The organism is Chroogloeocystis siderophila 5.2 s.c.1, assembly GCF_001904655.1.
GTDB lineage: Bacteria > Cyanobacteriota > Cyanobacteriia > Cyanobacteriales > Chroococcidiopsidaceae > Chroogloeocystis > Chroogloeocystis siderophila.
Window position 1 is genome coordinate 133,576 of record NZ_MRCC01000001.1, and the last position, 14,592, is coordinate 148,167.

15 protein-coding genes and 1 pseudogene are annotated in these 14,592 nt (G+C 43.0%); 5 read left to right on the forward strand and 11 right to left on the reverse strand.

The genetic code is table 11. The features are described from left to right. The first annotated feature begins 129 nt into the window (after positions 1–129). Entirely contained in the window at positions 130–309 is a 180-nt protein-coding gene (psb34, locus tag NIES1031_RS00620) for a photosystem II assembly protein Psb34 (RefSeq protein WP_015188588.1), read from the forward strand. 131 nt (positions 310–440) lie between these two features. Here psb34 and NIES1031_RS00625 read toward each other — a convergent pair whose 3' ends face one another. The 3 genes from NIES1031_RS00625 to NIES1031_RS00635 all read right to left on the reverse strand — a co-directional run bounded on the left by NIES1031_RS00625 (position 441) and on the right by NIES1031_RS00635 (position 2,703). Further along, positions 441–1,298, reverse strand: coding sequence for an NAD(P)-dependent oxidoreductase (locus NIES1031_RS00625; RefSeq protein WP_073547631.1), 858 nt, complete (start codon positions 1,296–1,298; stop codon positions 441–443). Positions 1,299–1,388: 90 nt separating this feature from the next. Beyond that, the gene (locus tag NIES1031_RS00630) at positions 1,389–1,802 is read right to left on the reverse strand and encodes a peptide chain release factor 1 (protein ID WP_073547632.1); all 414 of its coding nucleotides are present in this window, start codon (positions 1,800–1,802) and stop codon (positions 1,389–1,391) included. Between the two features lie 46 nt (positions 1,803–1,848). Further along, entirely contained in the window at positions 1,849–2,703 is an 855-nt protein-coding gene (locus tag NIES1031_RS00635) for an alpha/beta fold hydrolase (RefSeq protein WP_073547633.1), read from the reverse strand. A gap of 76 nt (positions 2,704–2,779) precedes the next feature. On the opposite strand from NIES1031_RS00635, the gene NIES1031_RS00640 reads away from it, so the two are divergent. Further along, positions 2,780–3,892 (forward strand): glycoside hydrolase family 10-like protein, encoded by a 1,113-nt coding sequence (locus NIES1031_RS00640; protein WP_073547634.1) that lies wholly within the window; start codon positions 2,780–2,782, stop codon positions 3,890–3,892. A 6-nt stretch (positions 3,893–3,898) separates the two neighbouring features. After that, positions 3,899–4,342 carry a C6orf136 family protein gene (locus tag NIES1031_RS00645; protein WP_073547635.1) on the forward strand — a complete coding sequence of 148 codons (444 nt, stop codon included), beginning with the start codon at positions 3,899–3,901 and terminating at the stop codon, positions 4,340–4,342. 8 nt (positions 4,343–4,350) lie between these two features. Here NIES1031_RS00645 and NIES1031_RS24090 read toward each other — a convergent pair whose 3' ends face one another. The 4 genes from NIES1031_RS24090 to uvrA all read right to left on the reverse strand — a co-directional run bounded on the left by NIES1031_RS24090 (position 4,351) and on the right by uvrA (position 8,277). Further along, positions 4,351–4,491 carry a hypothetical protein gene (locus tag NIES1031_RS24090; protein WP_178378007.1) on the reverse strand — a complete coding sequence of 47 codons (141 nt, stop codon included), beginning with the start codon at positions 4,489–4,491 and terminating at the stop codon, positions 4,351–4,353. 315 nt (positions 4,492–4,806) lie between these two features. Further along, positions 4,807–4,980 carry a hypothetical protein gene (locus NIES1031_RS23560; protein ID WP_178378008.1) on the reverse strand — a complete coding sequence of 58 codons (174 nt, stop codon included), beginning with the start codon at positions 4,978–4,980 and terminating at the stop codon, positions 4,807–4,809. Next, a complete protein-coding gene (locus tag NIES1031_RS00655; protein WP_143167675.1) occupies positions 4,971–5,252 on the reverse strand; it encodes a hypothetical protein in 282 nt (93 codons plus the stop codon). Before NIES1031_RS00655 ends, NIES1031_RS23560 begins: the two co-directional genes overlap by 10 nt. Positions 5,253–5,310: 58 nt before the next feature. Further along, positions 5,311–8,277 (reverse strand): excinuclease ABC subunit UvrA, encoded by a 2,967-nt coding sequence (uvrA, locus tag NIES1031_RS00660; RefSeq protein ID WP_073547638.1) that lies wholly within the window; start codon positions 8,275–8,277, stop codon positions 5,311–5,313. A 172-nt stretch (positions 8,278–8,449) separates the two neighbouring features. On the opposite strand from uvrA, the gene NIES1031_RS00665 reads away from it, so the two are divergent. Then, the gene (locus NIES1031_RS00665) at positions 8,450–9,172 is read left to right on the forward strand and encodes a hypothetical protein (protein WP_073547639.1); all 723 of its coding nucleotides are present in this window, start codon (positions 8,450–8,452) and stop codon (positions 9,170–9,172) included. Between the two features lie 61 nt (positions 9,173–9,233). On the opposite strand, the pseudogene NIES1031_RS00670 reads toward NIES1031_RS00665, so the two are convergent. The 4 genes and pseudogenes from NIES1031_RS00670 to NIES1031_RS00680 form a co-directional block, all read right to left on the reverse strand. Continuing rightward, positions 9,234–9,407: pseudogene (locus tag NIES1031_RS00670) on the reverse strand (ATP-binding protein); the annotation flags it as partial. 1 nt (position 9,408) lies between these two features. Beyond that, entirely contained in the window at positions 9,409–9,813 is a 405-nt protein-coding gene (locus NIES1031_RS00675) for a response regulator (protein WP_236738665.1), read from the reverse strand. Positions 9,814–10,071: 258 nt separating this feature from the next. Next, positions 10,072–10,245: a hypothetical protein gene (locus tag NIES1031_RS24095; RefSeq protein ID WP_178378009.1), complete on the reverse strand. Its 174-nt coding sequence runs from the start codon at positions 10,243–10,245 to the stop codon at positions 10,072–10,074. Positions 10,246–10,583: 338 nt separating this feature from the next. Continuing rightward, positions 10,584–13,724 carry a hypothetical protein gene (locus NIES1031_RS00680; RefSeq protein WP_073547640.1) on the reverse strand — a complete coding sequence of 1,047 codons (3,141 nt, stop codon included), beginning with the start codon at positions 13,722–13,724 and terminating at the stop codon, positions 10,584–10,586. A 406-nt stretch (positions 13,725–14,130) separates the two neighbouring features. Between NIES1031_RS00680 and NIES1031_RS00685 the strand changes: the two genes are divergently transcribed. Then, on the forward strand, positions 14,131–14,328 hold the full coding sequence (locus tag NIES1031_RS00685; protein ID WP_073547641.1) for a chlorophyll a-b binding domain-containing protein: 198 nt from the start codon (positions 14,131–14,133) through the stop codon (positions 14,326–14,328). Positions 14,329–14,592 lie beyond the last annotated feature (264 nt).

Here is a 14,592-nt window from a genome sequence, read left to right on the forward strand (position 1 = left end):
ATCTCTCAATCTCTACCACTCTTCACCTTTAGCATTTTCCTTGTAAAGATTTGTTGCTAAGATGGTAGAGTATATATACTAGTCGTGATTAAGCTTAGTTAAAATAAGCAGAAAAAAAGGATTTTACTTATGCCCTATACCACAGAAGAAGGCGGACGTCTTAACAATTTTGCCAAAGAACCAAAGATGTATGCAGCAGAACCCCCAACGAAAGCACAACAGCGCAATTTTGTCATCTGGGGAGTCGTAGCTGCTGTCTTAGTGAGTGGAGTTATTTTTGTCGCCTTCTCGGTATCTAGCGCTAGCTGATATAGTAGGGTTCAGAGGTCGGAGGTTAGAAAGACCCGCCCCCAGTGACTATCGCTATAATCAATATCCACAATCATATAGATTTCAGCCAGGTTCCTGAGGTAGTGGATATCTGGTTTTTTTATTATCCATCACTCAGGCTTGACAGCAGAAAAGAGTGCGGAATAATCTGCGTCAGCGAAACCTTGACTAGTTGCGGCTTCAATAATTTGTTTTACTCCTTCTGCGCCACTTACATTTAAACCAGCGGCTTGCGCTTCAGCAATAAATAAGTTGATGTCTTTGAGTAAGTGTTTTGTGGGAAAATTAGGATTATCATAATTATGCTCGACCATTCTTGAGAGTTTTTTATCAAAAGTCGGCGCGTATAGCGCACTATTACGCAAAATTTGCATAAATAATTGCACATCAATTCCTTGATGCTGAATTAATCCCAAGCTTTGCGCAAAAGCTGTTGTTAGTGAAGCAATAAGTTGATTGAGGGCGAGTTTCACCGCCGCAGCCGTACCAACTTCACCTATGTGCAGAGGTTCAGAACCAAAGTTTTGCAATAAGGACAACCACTGTTGAAATTGTTCTTTGGTTGCACCTACCATAACAATTAATTTGCCTGCGGTTGCTTCGGGAATACTACCTAAAACAGGTGCTTCTAAGTATTCGCCTTTAGCGGCAACAACGTTGTCACGAATTTCTTTGCTATCGGTAGGAGAAATTGTTCCCATTTGAATAATTGTTTTTCCGGCTAATTCTTGAGAGGAGTCCGAAAAAAGTACGCTGTGAATCGCGGTCGCATCTGTCAGCATTAAAATGATGCACTCTGCTGCTTGTATGACTGCTTGCGGATGTGTTGCAATTTCTGCACCAGCTTCGTTGAGTGGTGTCAATTTTTCTGTAGTACGGTTGTAGGCAATGAGTTCAAGATTGGCACTTAATAATCTGTGTGCCATGGGAAGTCCCATGAGTCCAGTACCGAGAAATCCTATTTTCATTGTTTATCCTGTTTTTTGACGAACCACAGAGACACAGAGATCGCAGAGAGTAAAGAATGAGAGAGGATATTGATAATTTATTTGAGATTTTTAGCGCCAGTAGGGGCGTCCTTTCCAGAAGACGCCAATAATAATTCCGATTAAAGTTGCTTGGTTTAGGTTAAATAGGACGACTGGAAGTGGTAGAAGTGATTTGAGAAATAGAATGACTGCTAAACACAGAACTAATGCCCATAAAGAACCTGTGTTGATTGATACTAAGCGATAATAGCGCTCTAGTAAATAAACTCCTAACGCCCCCACTCCTAAGGATATGGCTAAAGAGATGATGATTCCCAGGGGTGGGGCGTAGATCAGCATGAGTAAACGTCGGAATACATCTGATTGAATGTATCCCAAGGCGAGAAGAAAGTCTAAAACGATGACAATGACAGCAACTAGCAGCGCAACTTGTAGCAGCGATCGCCAAGGTAAAAACTTTAAACTCCGCAGAGGATCGCGCATATGATATGGAATGCTGTGAGAATGACTTAATTTTATCAAACCTTGTCTAAGCGAGAAACTCGCGCATATATTGATTAACTAGTTGCGGTTTTTCTTGCTGTACCCAGTGGCTACAGTTGGGAATGTATTTGATTTGTAAGTTTCTGACGTACTTATCTGTACCGTAGGTAAGTTCTTTACCAAGTGCAGTATCGTTTTCACCCCAAATGAGTAATGTTGGAACTTCTAAAACATCCCAGTTGTGATTAAGTAATCTTTGTTGCCATACGTTACGGTAATAATTAAGTGCGGCGGTTAATGCACCGCGTTTACTGGCTGCGTCTTTATAGGCGTCTATATCTGCTTGGGTAAAAGCGCTTTTATTAATTGCCATACCTTTGAAAGCTGTCTCAATTGCTTGATAGTCTGAGGCTTGGATCAGCATTTCGGGTAGCCAGGGTAGCTGAAAGAGAAACATATATGAACTGCGCATCAGTTGTTGTGGTGTACGTAGTCCCTCAGCAAATTTGGCTGGATGAGGTATGTTCATGATGATGAGACGTTCTACCATTTCGGGGTAGGTGTGGGCAAAACTCCACGCGATCGCACCTCCCCAATCGTGTCCTACTAAAATACACTTGTCATATCCCAGTCCGGTAATGACGCCTTTAACATCTTGCAAAAATTCGCGCATCACATACGCTGACTGTTGTTTCGGTTTGTCGCTATCGTTGTAACCGCGCAAGTCTAATGCAACAACTTTATAATCTTTAGCGAACTCTGGAATTTGATGCCGCCATGAATACCAAAATTCTGGGAACCCATGCAACATAAGCATCAAAGGACCATCTCCATGGGTAACGTAGTGCAGTTTGATGCCGTTGGTAGTAATGTATTCGTGTTTCCAGTCGGTTGTATACATAAATCTGTTGTTTGAATGAACCACAAAGACACAAAGGATACAAAGAAATTGTTGTGAGTATTATTACTAAGGAGTTATGGCAATCCGAGGTGTTTGGATAACTAATACTGATAGTCGGGTGCTGCATTCGCGGCAAAATATTGCTGAAGCAATGGCTTTTTTAGCACAGACAGGGTTTAATGTTGTGTTTCCTGATGTTTGGAATAAGGGATTTACGCTTTACCCTAGTCCAATTATGCGATCGCTGTTTGATGTGGAAATCGACCCACGGTATCAAGGTAGAGATCCCTTGGCGGAAATTATTGTCGAGGCGCGGCGAGTTGGGATTAAGGTAATTCCATGGTTTGAATATGGTTTTGCTAGTTCTTACAATTCTGATGGCGGAATGATTTTAGCAAAGAAACCAGAGTGGGCGGCGCGGGATATTAACGGGAATTTACTCAAGAAGAATGGCTTTGAGTGGATGAATGCGCTTGATCCGCAAGTGCAAGAGTTTATGTTGGATTTGATGCTAGAAGTCGTTAGAAACTATGATATTGATGGCGTTCAAGGCGATGATCGCTTACCTGCATTACCTTGTGAAGGTGGTTATGATGCAAGTACTATAGAGCACTATCGGCAAAGTTTTCATTGCTATCCGCCGTCGAACCCTAAAGAGTCTCAATGGCTACAATGGCGGGCTAATATATTAACAAATTTCTTAGCACGTCTTTATCAAGAAGTCAAGGCAATTAACTCCGATTTGCTCGTATCAATGTCGCCGAATATTTATGACTGGGGACTCAAAGAATATCTTCAAGATTCCAAAGCTTGGTTAGAACGCGGTTTGGTGGATATCATCCATCCGCAAATTTATCGCCGCGACTTTGCAAGTTACAAACAAGTTGTTGATCGCGTCACGCAGCAGTTGAATCGCGAACAGTTAGCAAAATTATCACCAGGAATCTTAATTAAATTAGGTTCTTATCGCATAAGTGCAGAACACTTGCGACAGGCGATCTCTTATAATCGTAGTCGCGGGATTTCTGGCGAAGTGTTCTTCTTTTATGAAGGGTTGCGCGAAGATCAGGATGTTTTAGGGAAAGTATTGCGATCACTTCCGTATAATAACTACAGCGGACATCCTGCAAACTCAAATTCCAATCGCAGAATTCAATCGTTTTTTCGCTTCCTCCAAAATCGCTTTTGAGGCGCAATGAATGTAGAATATCAGTTGCAAATCGAAAAAGTCATTGCCACGCTTAAAGAGGATTTACCTACACTTTTTGAGCAAGATATCTCTTACGATATATATACTCAAGACATCTACTTTCAAGATCCAGTCAATAAGTTCAAAGGTAAACTAAACTACCGAATTATCTTTTGGACTTTACGATTTCACGGTCAATTGTTTTTCACTGAAATCCACTTCGACCTGCATGACGTATATCAAGCAGAAATACATACTATTATTGCTAATTGGACAGTAGGTGGGGTATTGCGCGTACCTTGGAAAGCTAATATCTTCTTCCATGGTTACTCAACCTATAAACTCACTGAAGCAGGTTTAATATACGAACACATAGATCGCTGGGATCGTAAACCCAGCGAAATCTTACAACAGTTTTTTCAAAAAGGGAAAGACAAAAGCATTAGTTGATATTTGCATTATTTTCCCCGACTCAAGCGAATATGTTCCATAATCTGCTGCTTACGCTGTTCTGAATAAATTGGAGTTTTGATAAACTCTCCTTTACTGCGAGCGATATGCTCCATGATGCGCTTTTGACGGTCAGACATTTCAGCCATAGTTCTTTAACTTGGTAGTTTGATGTAATTAGTTATTTACATTATTTAATGATAAACCATTTTAACAAAGAATTGATGTAATTAAACGAACCTGACTAGGCATAGAGAATGCAGAGGAGAGATATTTCCTAAGAAATATGTATAATAAATATTAATTAATAACTCCAGCTTGTTGGAATGCTTGTGTTGGTATTTCTGTAATATTAAACTTTCAGCCCATTGGATTAAATAATTGATATTAAGTTTATCTGCTTGGACTTTTAGCACGCCTAATACATCACGCCATTGTCTATCTGAAACTCCACCACTCATACGTTACCAAATGAGTTTCTGTAAAATGATATCTTCAGCAGAAGGTAGCCAAGCCAGCCTTTGAGGATTCTGAGTAATAATTAGCTGGGGTTCACCTAATATAGAACTAGCAACTAAACCACCAACTAAGTAAGGAATTTCCAAAGTATCAAAGATAGTTGCAATCGTTAATGCCAATTGTATAGCTTCTGCATCCACAATTTTTTTCCTTGATTATTTTTATACAAACGATCTGCTAATTGAAACTTAACTTCTGCTAAGCTAATTTTAAAAAACTGATTACGAATACCAACCAGCGCCCAGTGTTGAATTTCCTTCGTTGCTTCATCAACAAGATGCGCTTTCTTCCAAACAGGCATACTCCGAAAAGCCCGCATCAAAAACTTATCAACATCAGGATGCGTATCCCTCGATTGCGACTGATACCTAGCCCGAAAAACCCTTCTCATACATCTCTCTTTGTGGTAGTTTACGGCAAGCCCTGCGGGGAATGTGGTTCGTTTCAGTTCACTTTGATGGATACTGCTGCAAAACCTGCTTAATATATTGCCCCGTATAAGACTGTGAATTTTCTGCTACTGATTCCGGCGTACCTGCTGCAACTAATTCACCACCTTTATCACCACCTTCTGGACCTAAATCAATAATCCAATCGCTACAACGAATCACATCTAAATTATGTTCAATTACCAAAATAGAATTACCTTTATCAACCAAACGTTGCAAAACATCTAATAACTTATGCACGTCATAAAACGATAAACCTGTTGTTGGTTCGTCAATTAAATACAAAGTTTTTCCTGTGGCGCGGCGCGATAATTCAGTTGCTAATTTTACCCGTTGTGCTTCACCACCTGATAGTGTTGTTGCAGGTTGGCCAAGTTTGATATAGCCCAAACCAACATCAACTAATGTTTGCAGTCGCGTAAAAGCTTTAGGAATATTTTGGAAAACTTCTAAGCTTTCCTCTACCGTCATATCAAGAACATCAGCGATGGATTTTCCCTTGTATTTGACTTGCAATGTTTCGCGATTGTATCGCGCACCTTTACAAACTTCACACTGCACATAAACATCAGGAAGAAAGTTCATTTCAATGACATTGACACCTTGTCCGCCACAAGCTTCGCAGCGCCCACCTTTGACATTAAATGAAAATTGTCCTGGCTTATAACCTCGTGCTTTGGCTTCGATTGTTTGACTAAAAACGTCGCGAATTGCATCAAAAACACCTGTATAAGTCGCGGGGTTAGAACGCGGTGTTCGCCCAATCGGAGATTGATCGATGACGATCGCCTTATCAACTGCGTCCAATCCTTCCACCGCATCGATTTGTTGTGGAAAGGGAACTTTACGCGTTAAGTGATGTTGTAAAGCCGGATAAAGTAATTCGTTAATGAGTGTCGATTTACCCGAACCCGAAACCCCAGTTACGCAGACAAGTTTACCAAGGGGAATTTTGACATCAATGTTTCTTAAGTTGTTGCGGTGGGCGTTTTTCATGACAAGCGATCGCCCGTTACCTTCGCGTCGTTGTGCGGGTGTTGCGATCGCCTGTCTTCCCGATAGGTACGCGCCTGTTAGCGAATCTTTTGCTTCTAGTAATGCTTGCAAGTCACCTTGGGCAATAATATTACCCCCATGAATCCCCGCACCAGGACCAATATCGACAACATGATCTGCTGCGCGGATGGTTTCTTCATCGTGTTCGACAACAATTAAGGTATTACCTAAATCGCGTAATCGCGTTAAAGTTCTTAGCAAGCGTCCGTTGTCGCGTTGATGCAATCCGATACTTGGTTCGTCTAAAACGTAAAGTACGCCTGTGAGTCCTGAACCGATTTGCGTTGCTAAGCGAATGCGTTGTGCTTCTCCACCTGAAAGTGTCATTGCTGGACGGTCTAAGGTGAGGTAATCTAACCCTACATCCAAAAGAAACTGCAATCGGGCTTTAATTTCGCGCAATACCAAATCAGCAATTTGCATTTGGCGATCGCTGAGTTTTAAATTATGAATCCGTTGTTGACAATCGCGAATCGACACTCCGGTAAGATCGAGAATGCGGTATTGTCCTAAACGCACCGCCAGCGCTTCGGGTTTTAAACGTTGTCCTTGACAAACTTCGCACGGTTGATAAACAAGATACTGTTCGAGTTTTTGTTTAATTAGTTCGGAAGCATCATTATATTGTCGCTGTAAAATTGGAATGACACCTGCGTAACGGCGATAGTCATTGCGATCGTGATTCCAAATCGGTTGTTCTGCACCTTGTAAAATAACGTGTTGCTGTTCAGGTGTTAAGTGTTTCCACAGCGTTTTGATTTCAAACCCAAAAGCTTGCCCAACACTATAAAGTAAGGAAAGATAATAAGAATTGTCTTTTTCTGACCAGGGTGCGATCGCCGCATAAACAGGCTGTGCAGGATCGGGAACGACTAACTCTGGTGAAAATGTCCGCAAATTTCCCAATCCATGACAGTGCGGACACGCACCATACGGCGAATTAAAGGAAAATAACCGTGGTGACAGTTCTTCCATCACTGCGCCATGTTCGGGACACGCAAAGTTTTCAGAAAAGACGATTTCTTTTTCTAAAGGTGACGTCACGTATGCAGTTGAATCCTCTACGGCTTTCATCTGTGTTGCAGTAGGATGCATCACGACGTTATTATCTGCCTCAGCGCGATCAAGAATCTCGATGACAGCAATTCCTTCGGATCGCCGCAAGCAAGTCGTTAACGAATCCGTCAGACGTTCTTGAATTCCTGATTTTTTAATTAAGCGATCAATGACAACTTCGATGTTGTGCGTTTGATTTTTGTCAAGTTCAATTGAGTCACTTAGTTCGCGAACTTCTCCATCAATTCTGACGCGGGCGAATCCTTCGGAAGCAAGGCTAGATAAAAGTTTGCGATGCGTTCCTTTTTTCCCGCGTACCACGGGGGCGAGAATCTGAAAGCGCGTGCGATCGGGTAGTTCCATAATGCGATCGCTCATCTCGTCGATTGTCTGCGGTGCAATCGAGCGATCGCAAATCGGACAATGCGGTTTACCAGCACGTCCGAACAATAATCGCAAGTAATCGTAAATTTCTGTTACTGTACCAACTGTAGAACGCGGATTGTGTGAAGTTGACTTTTGATCGATCGAAATCGCAGGGCTTAAACCTTCAATTGCTTCGACATCAGGTTTATCAAGTTGTCCTAAAAATTGCCTAGCGTAAGCACTGAGAGATTCTACATAGCGCCGCTGTCCCTCAGCAAAAATTGTATCAAACGCTAAAGAAGATTTGCCCGAACCGGATACGCCAGTGAACACGATCAAGCGATCGCGCGGCAACTCTAAATCAATATTCTTGAGATTATGCTGTCTAGCCCCACGGATACGGATCGTATTCTGACTAGCGCGATTCACACCAAGGGGACGATTCCCATTTGCATTCAGCGTGTCTAAAGTTTCAGCAGGGTGAGACATGAGGCAGAGGAAAAACCATTGCTTAATGATTTTAGCGTTGCCTTCTCATTCGCGGTTAAGGAGGTGTTATTCTCAATAATTTCTATCTTCAGATAGGAGATTGTATACATCATTTCGGTTAGTTTATCTATGTTTTGCATTTTTCGCAATAAAAGTTAACAGAAGAGGATCGATGAGGAAGACGCTAGTATTAGCAACACTGTTAGCAATTTCTGGGTTAAGCGCGACCGCGACTCCAGGAATCACTCAATCACGCCAAAAACCACGTCCCGCATCCCCCACAGCCCCTGCACAACCTGGCGTTGTTTTACCATCAGGTCGTGGTTCTCAAGCAAGCCTTGAATATCGACAAGTTGAACGTGCAGGACGCGACATTGCTAGAGCGCGTGAAGATTCATACCGCGTATCGTATCTCGCCCGTCAGGTTTCGTCTTCGCAAGCCAATGAGCTATTACCCATCGCTCAACAAATCATGGAAAGAGCAGAATCTAACTTTAGAGGTGGTCAGTACTTTGAAGCGTCTGAGCAAGCAAAAGCCGCTGCTGCTATATATGACGCTGCTGAAAACCTCTACGAAGGCGAGTTAGGTTACGTCGTAGGGAAAAAAGGTCCTAGCGGTCCTTCCAGAAGCTACATTGAAGCGCCCCAACGCGCACAAGAACGCATTGCTAGAACCGAGGCGGAAATTCAATATTACCGTTCAAATGACAACACGGTAAGACAACTACTCGATCGCGCGAAAATGCTCGTTGCTAATGCTGCGACACCAGCAGCAAATGCGAGTGCAATACCCGTAACAAATACTTATAATTTTGCTTATCTAGCCCAAAATCGTGCCGCAGATCGACTACTTCGAGCCGCAATGCACTTAATTGCAGCAGAACGTGGTTTCTAAATAGGCTAGTTATCAATCTTTAACAGTATGGGTAATGGGTAATTTCGATTACCTATTACCTTCAAATATAAGACTCCTGTAACTCATCTAATAAATTTACTGGTAAGCAAACTGTAAAGCAGCTACCGCGTCCTAGTTCGGAAGTCACAGTGATGTCTCCTCCGTGTAACCGTGCTAATTTACGCGATAGTGCTAAGCCTAAGCCCGTACCTTTGTATTTACGATTCAAGTCACTATCAAGCTTGGCAAACATTTTCAACAATCAATTGTTCTAGGGCTAATTCTTCTTTTCCTGCCTCAATGCGCGAAGATGTCAGAACCACAACAGGAATAATGCGCGTGCGAAGATCGGATTTAATTTTTTGCAGAACTTCTAAGCCGTCAACTTTTGGGATTTTAGGGTCGAGAAGAATCACCCTAGGTCTATCATCCATCGAGCGATGTGCATAATTGCTAGTACAAAAAATAAAGTCGAGTGCTTCTGCACCATCGCGGACTACCTCAATATGATTGGTGAGGTTACTACTTTTAAGTGAATGAAGCGTCAGTTCTGCATCACACGGATTATCTTCAACAAGCAAAATTTTCACCGCATTATCTCGCATCGACATCGCCTCACAAAGTAAAGTAGAAAGTTGCACCGCGATCAACTATTTCAATGCGTTTGATAGTAAATTCATCCAGACTTGCTTAATAAGTGCTGGATCGGCTTCACACGCTGCTAGCGCTTCGATTGTGATTTCAACGTGCCGATTTTTTTTTGCTCCTCGGCTAAATCGATTAATACTTGAGGCACGATCATACTCGGTTCAACGCGTTGTTTTTTTTAAGGGCGCGCGACTCAATCGCGAAAATGTCAGCAGATCGTCAATTAAGCATACCATTTGTTGCGCGTTAGCTTATACCAATTGCAAATAACGTTGCGCCTCTGGAGTTAATTGTGCTGTGCAATCTTTTAAGAGAATCCGCGAAAAGCCATGAATCGTGCGTAAAGGGGCGCGGAGATCGTGCGGTATCGAATAGGAAGGCTTCTCTTTGTTGGCTAATTCAAGTTCCGCCGCGCGATTTTGCAAGTCGGCGTTGAGATGGCTAATTTCGGCTTCAGCACGTTTGCGTTCAGCGAGTTCGATTTGTGCTTGTTGGTAAAGTTCAGATTAATGGCGATCGCAAGTTGTGTTGCGAGTTGCTAAAGAAGATTGATTTCGATCAGTTGCCATTGGCGCGGTTGCGAACAATGATTAGCAACGAGTAATCCCCAAAGTTGTTCTTCTTTTAAAATCGAGACGACATGGTATTACCTGCTCTCCTACGATAGCAAACAATGCTAACAAACGCTAAAACCGAGTGTCTATAGAAAAAACCTCCCGATTTGAGAGGTTTTTACTGTCAATTAATTAAAATTACCGAATTTCTAGCTTAAAACAGCAATCACGCCACCCATTGCGGCTGCAATTGCCGAAACAACCGCCGTTGCAAACAGCCACCAAGCTGCACTTCCTGCCGCTTTGCGAGTTTCTTCCGCTTGTCGTTGCGCTTGAATTTTGACTTGTTCGAGCCGGCGTTGTGCTTCTTGTTGAACGCGTTCTGCACGTTGCAGCACATTGTTCCGCGCTCCTTCGATTTGGTCGATAATTCGGTTAGCATCGGCTTCCGAAATATCCTCGCGCGAACTCATAATCGCGACAAGCGTTTCGCGGTTAAACGAACCTAAGCGATCGCGAATCGCTTCAAAACCCGCTTGCGGATCGTCAAACAGCTTACGTACATCCTTTTTGATGCCATCGTAGTTGAGTTCAGGACGATCAAGTGAATTCAAGTAATTGCGGATTCTGCCAAACACGCCATCAATGACGTCTTGAATACGGCGTTGAATTGCCCGTACTTGTTCTACGAATTGATCGCGGACCGCCAGAACTTGATCGACAGTGCGCGCCGCTTCTTCTTCCGACATATCACCGCGCGCTTGTAGAAGTGCGATAATCGTCGAACGGTCAAAGTGTGATAGGCGATCGCTTAAACTTTCTACTCCTGCGCGTGGATCGTTGAGCAAGAGGTATAGTTCTCGCTTAATCGCTTCGGGATTCAACTCGTCTTTACCTGTGCTGCGTAGATAATCTTCCAAGGTTTGTTGGAAGTTCTGTACACTTGCTTGCGTACGTGCTGCCAAGCGGCGCGGTGCACGAATAATGTCGCGAATCGAAACTTGAAGAGAATCGATAATTTGATTTACTTGGTCTTCGCTTAAGTCTTGGCGTTGACTCAACAGCTTCACCAACGTATCGCGATCGACCTGGGCGAGGCGCCGTCTGAGCGCTGCTGCACCCTCTTGCGGATTGTTAAACAAGCGAGCAAAGTCGCGCTGAATGCCTTCAGGGTTAAGTTCCTCTTTCCCTGTATTGCGCAGGTATTCGGCGATCGTCTGCGTTACCGAATCGTACTGCTCTTTGGCTTTGCCTGCAATCATTTGCGGTGCGTGCGTAATGTCATGCCACGTTCCTTCAACTTGTTGCAGAATTTGGTTAATCTGTTCTGCGGATAAGTCATCACGCTGATTCAACAGCTGAACTAGCGTATTGCGGTTAAAACGCGATAACCGTGCTTGAACTGCGGCGGTTCCAGCTTGCGGATCTTCCAGCAGTTTTTGCAAATCGCGCTTGATTCCTTCCGGATTAAGTTCGTCTTTACCTGTATTACGCAGATAAGACTCTAAATTAATCCACAGCGTTTCCGCTTGTTGTTTAGCTTGATCCGCAACGTTTTGCGACTCGAATAAAACTTGCTGGCGTACTTCTTCTACTCCATTAAGGATCGTTTCTGCTTCCTCTGGTGTGATGTCGTTACGTTGTAGCAGAATTTGTCTTAAAGAGTCGCGTTCTAACCGCGCCAGGCGTAAGGTGAGTAATTCGTGATCTGCTTCGTCATCCTCCAGCAATGGCTTAAAATCTTGCTGCATTTTTTCAGGCGTCAGATCTGCCTTACTTGTTACGAGTAGATAACTTTCGACACGTCGCTGTAACTCTTGAACCGCTTCGCGTTCTTCTTCGGCTCGCACAACCGTCAAAACTTCTTGCCGAATGCTTTCTAGCTGATCGGCAATCTCTTGAATTTTGGCTTGCGTAAAGACACCGCGTTGTTGTAGTAGATCTGCAAAATCCTGGCGCGAAATCTGCTCAAGCTGACGCCGTACGGTTCCTGGATCGGCAGATGGATCGTACAAAACGTCACGAAATTCTTGATTAACTTTTTCGCGGTTAATCTGCCAAGAATAAGTATTTAGTAAGTAGTTTTCAACATCTGCCCGAATCGTATTGTACGGTACAGCAGCACTTTTTATTCCTACTTGCTCCGCAACTTTTTCAGCTTGATCGGTTGCTTTATCTCGTGCTTGCGAAAGCGAACTCAAGATTTTCTCAACATCCAAATCTGATAGATCCGCTCTCCCCATAACAAGCCCCATTAAGGTTGTCAAACCTTGCTGAAGCGACATTTGGAAAGATCCTGCACCTTTGGTATCTGAGCCTTGCTTTCCTTTGTCCGAACGTACTTCCGCAATCAGTTGCTCTACCTTGGCGCTTAATTCGTCCGTTTTGGCTTGCCCAGGTTGTACCGACTTGAGGTAGTCTATCAACTCACCCATACGGTCTTTTTGGGGTGCTTGCTGCGATACGACTTGTCGCCATACACTTTCGAGTTGATCGACGATGCGATTAATATCGCGCCGTGAAAGATCAGTACGACTGCTGACTAACTCTACAAATTTCTGGCGATCGATGTTCCGCAGATCTTCGGTACCCGCAATTTCTTTTAGCTGCGGATCGTTCAACAAATTTTCAAATTCCTTACGGATATTGGACAAGTTCAATTCAGGAGGACGAAGCGTGTCCAAATAATCTTCGATGTTTTCCCGAATTGTCATTGGGTCGATCGCGCTACCGAGTTCGCGACGTACCGCCGCTGCCGCTGCTTCAGCTGTGGCTACGACTTGGTTGTTAACCGCCTTCGCCCCCAATGCAGCTGTTGCTGTGCCAATAATTGCTTGCAATCCTGATGTTGCGGTATTGACAACTGAGCCGACTAGGGAACCTACAGTAGTGGAACTAAACCAAAACAGGAGTAAAAAATATGCTCCCCAAATGACAAGCCCTAGAATCGCGCCTAGTCCTACGTCTATAGTTAACAAGCTTAGTTTTACTGCCAAAAGACAAGCAATGAATAAAGCAACACTAACTGTGACTAGTGTCCAAATTCCTACCGCAGTACCAATCTTACGAATCGTTCCTCCTACACTACCACCATCGCCACTCGATGAGTCTGAGTCTGAGTCTGAGGAACGCCCTAAGAAAGAAATGCCAGCAGCAACCGAAAGGTTTGTTAACACTAACTGAATAGCAAAGGCAAGAATAATACCAGAAATTAAAGCAACAAAGAATCTCGGTCCTGAGAAAACTAGTGCTGCTTCGGCTGGCGTTACCGCCCCTGGAGTGACTGGCACCTGCGCTATCCAAAATAGCGCTTGGTGTGGCTCCAGTAGTATTTCCGTATTCTCAAACATGATATCCCTTCGTCAAAGCCTAAATCAGGGTAAATTATAAGATTACATGAGAAAAAACTCTGTATCTTCAGCAATACTCAACTTTTTAGCTCAGAGTCTTTGAATCGGATAGGCTAAAGCATCCCCCTAAGGTCTGAAAACTTGTATCCCAAACAAAATTAGGTAAGCACAAGAATCAATAAAGTCTAGTAGCTTTCCTTACTCTAACTTTATTAACCTACGGCAAAATGTAACACTTTATTGAAATCTTTGAAGAATTACACCCTCCAACGGTGGAATTACTACCCGTAAAAATACCCTAAGAATCGCTCTTTAGACTTGGCTGAAGTTTGTATCTATAGACAGAAAGCATCGCTAAAATAGGTCGATACAGTTAAAGCATCAGAGATTTTTTCGGAGCAAAATTATGGATAGCAACACAAATATACCTCCAGTCGCTAAAGAGTATAACGGCAAAGACCGCAACGCTTTTCTGTTTGGCTGGAATCCACAAGCTGAAATCTGGAATGGACGCTTAGCAATGATTGGCTTTCTCGCCTATTTACTCTGGGATTTAGCCGGTTATAGCGTTCTGCGTGATGTATTACACTTAATGACCTACTAAATTCAAAACAACTCGCTCGCGAGTAGTGTGGTTACAACTTTAATGTGCCTATTCGTGAGCAAAGATGCATTTTTTTGTCTTGAATAAGTTTCACTTAAGAACAAATCTTATTTCATCAACGTCAATCAGGATAACTAAATTAGTAAGAGCGATCGCTAATAAATTTTTGAATAAAAATAAATATTTGAAACGCAATTTAGGTAGATCTTTAAATCGTAACAGCTACTTAAAAAAAGATAATTTTTAATTCATCATTAAGCAAAA

Excerpts from the sequence above, each read along its gene's own strand:
- NIES1031_RS00685 (WP_073547641.1), top strand. The coding sequence starts at position 14,131 with ATGGATAGCAACACAAATATACCTCCAGTCGCTAAAGAGTATAACGGC.
- NIES1031_RS00630 (WP_073547632.1), bottom strand. The coding sequence starts at position 1,802 with ATGCGCGATCCTCTGCGGAGTTTAAAGTTTTTACCTTGGCGATCGCTG.
- NIES1031_RS00665 (WP_073547639.1), top strand. The coding sequence starts at position 8,450 with ATGAGGAAGACGCTAGTATTAGCAACACTGTTAGCAATTTCTGGGTTA.
- psb34 (WP_015188588.1), top strand. The coding sequence starts at position 130 with ATGCCCTATACCACAGAAGAAGGCGGACGTCTTAACAATTTTGCCAAA.
- NIES1031_RS00645 (WP_073547635.1), top strand. The coding sequence starts at position 3,899 with ATGAATGTAGAATATCAGTTGCAAATCGAAAAAGTCATTGCCACGCTT.
- NIES1031_RS00655 (WP_143167675.1), bottom strand. The coding sequence starts at position 5,252 with ATGAGAAGGGTTTTTCGGGCTAGGTATCAGTCGCAATCGAGGGATACG.
- NIES1031_RS00640 (WP_073547634.1), top strand. The coding sequence starts at position 2,780 with ATGGCAATCCGAGGTGTTTGGATAACTAATACTGATAGTCGGGTGCTG.
- NIES1031_RS00635 (WP_073547633.1), bottom strand. The coding sequence starts at position 2,703 with ATGTATACAACCGACTGGAAACACGAATACATTACTACCAACGGCATC.
- uvrA (WP_073547638.1), bottom strand. The coding sequence starts at position 8,277 with ATGTCTCACCCTGCTGAAACTTTAGACACGCTGAATGCAAATGGGAAT.
- NIES1031_RS24090 (WP_178378007.1), bottom strand. The coding sequence starts at position 4,491 with ATGGCTGAAATGTCTGACCGTCAAAAGCGCATCATGGAGCATATCGCT.
- NIES1031_RS00680 (WP_073547640.1), bottom strand. The coding sequence starts at position 13,724 with ATGTTTGAGAATACGGAAATACTACTGGAGCCACACCAAGCGCTATTT.
- NIES1031_RS00625 (WP_073547631.1), bottom strand. The coding sequence starts at position 1,298 with ATGAAAATAGGATTTCTCGGTACTGGACTCATGGGACTTCCCATGGCA.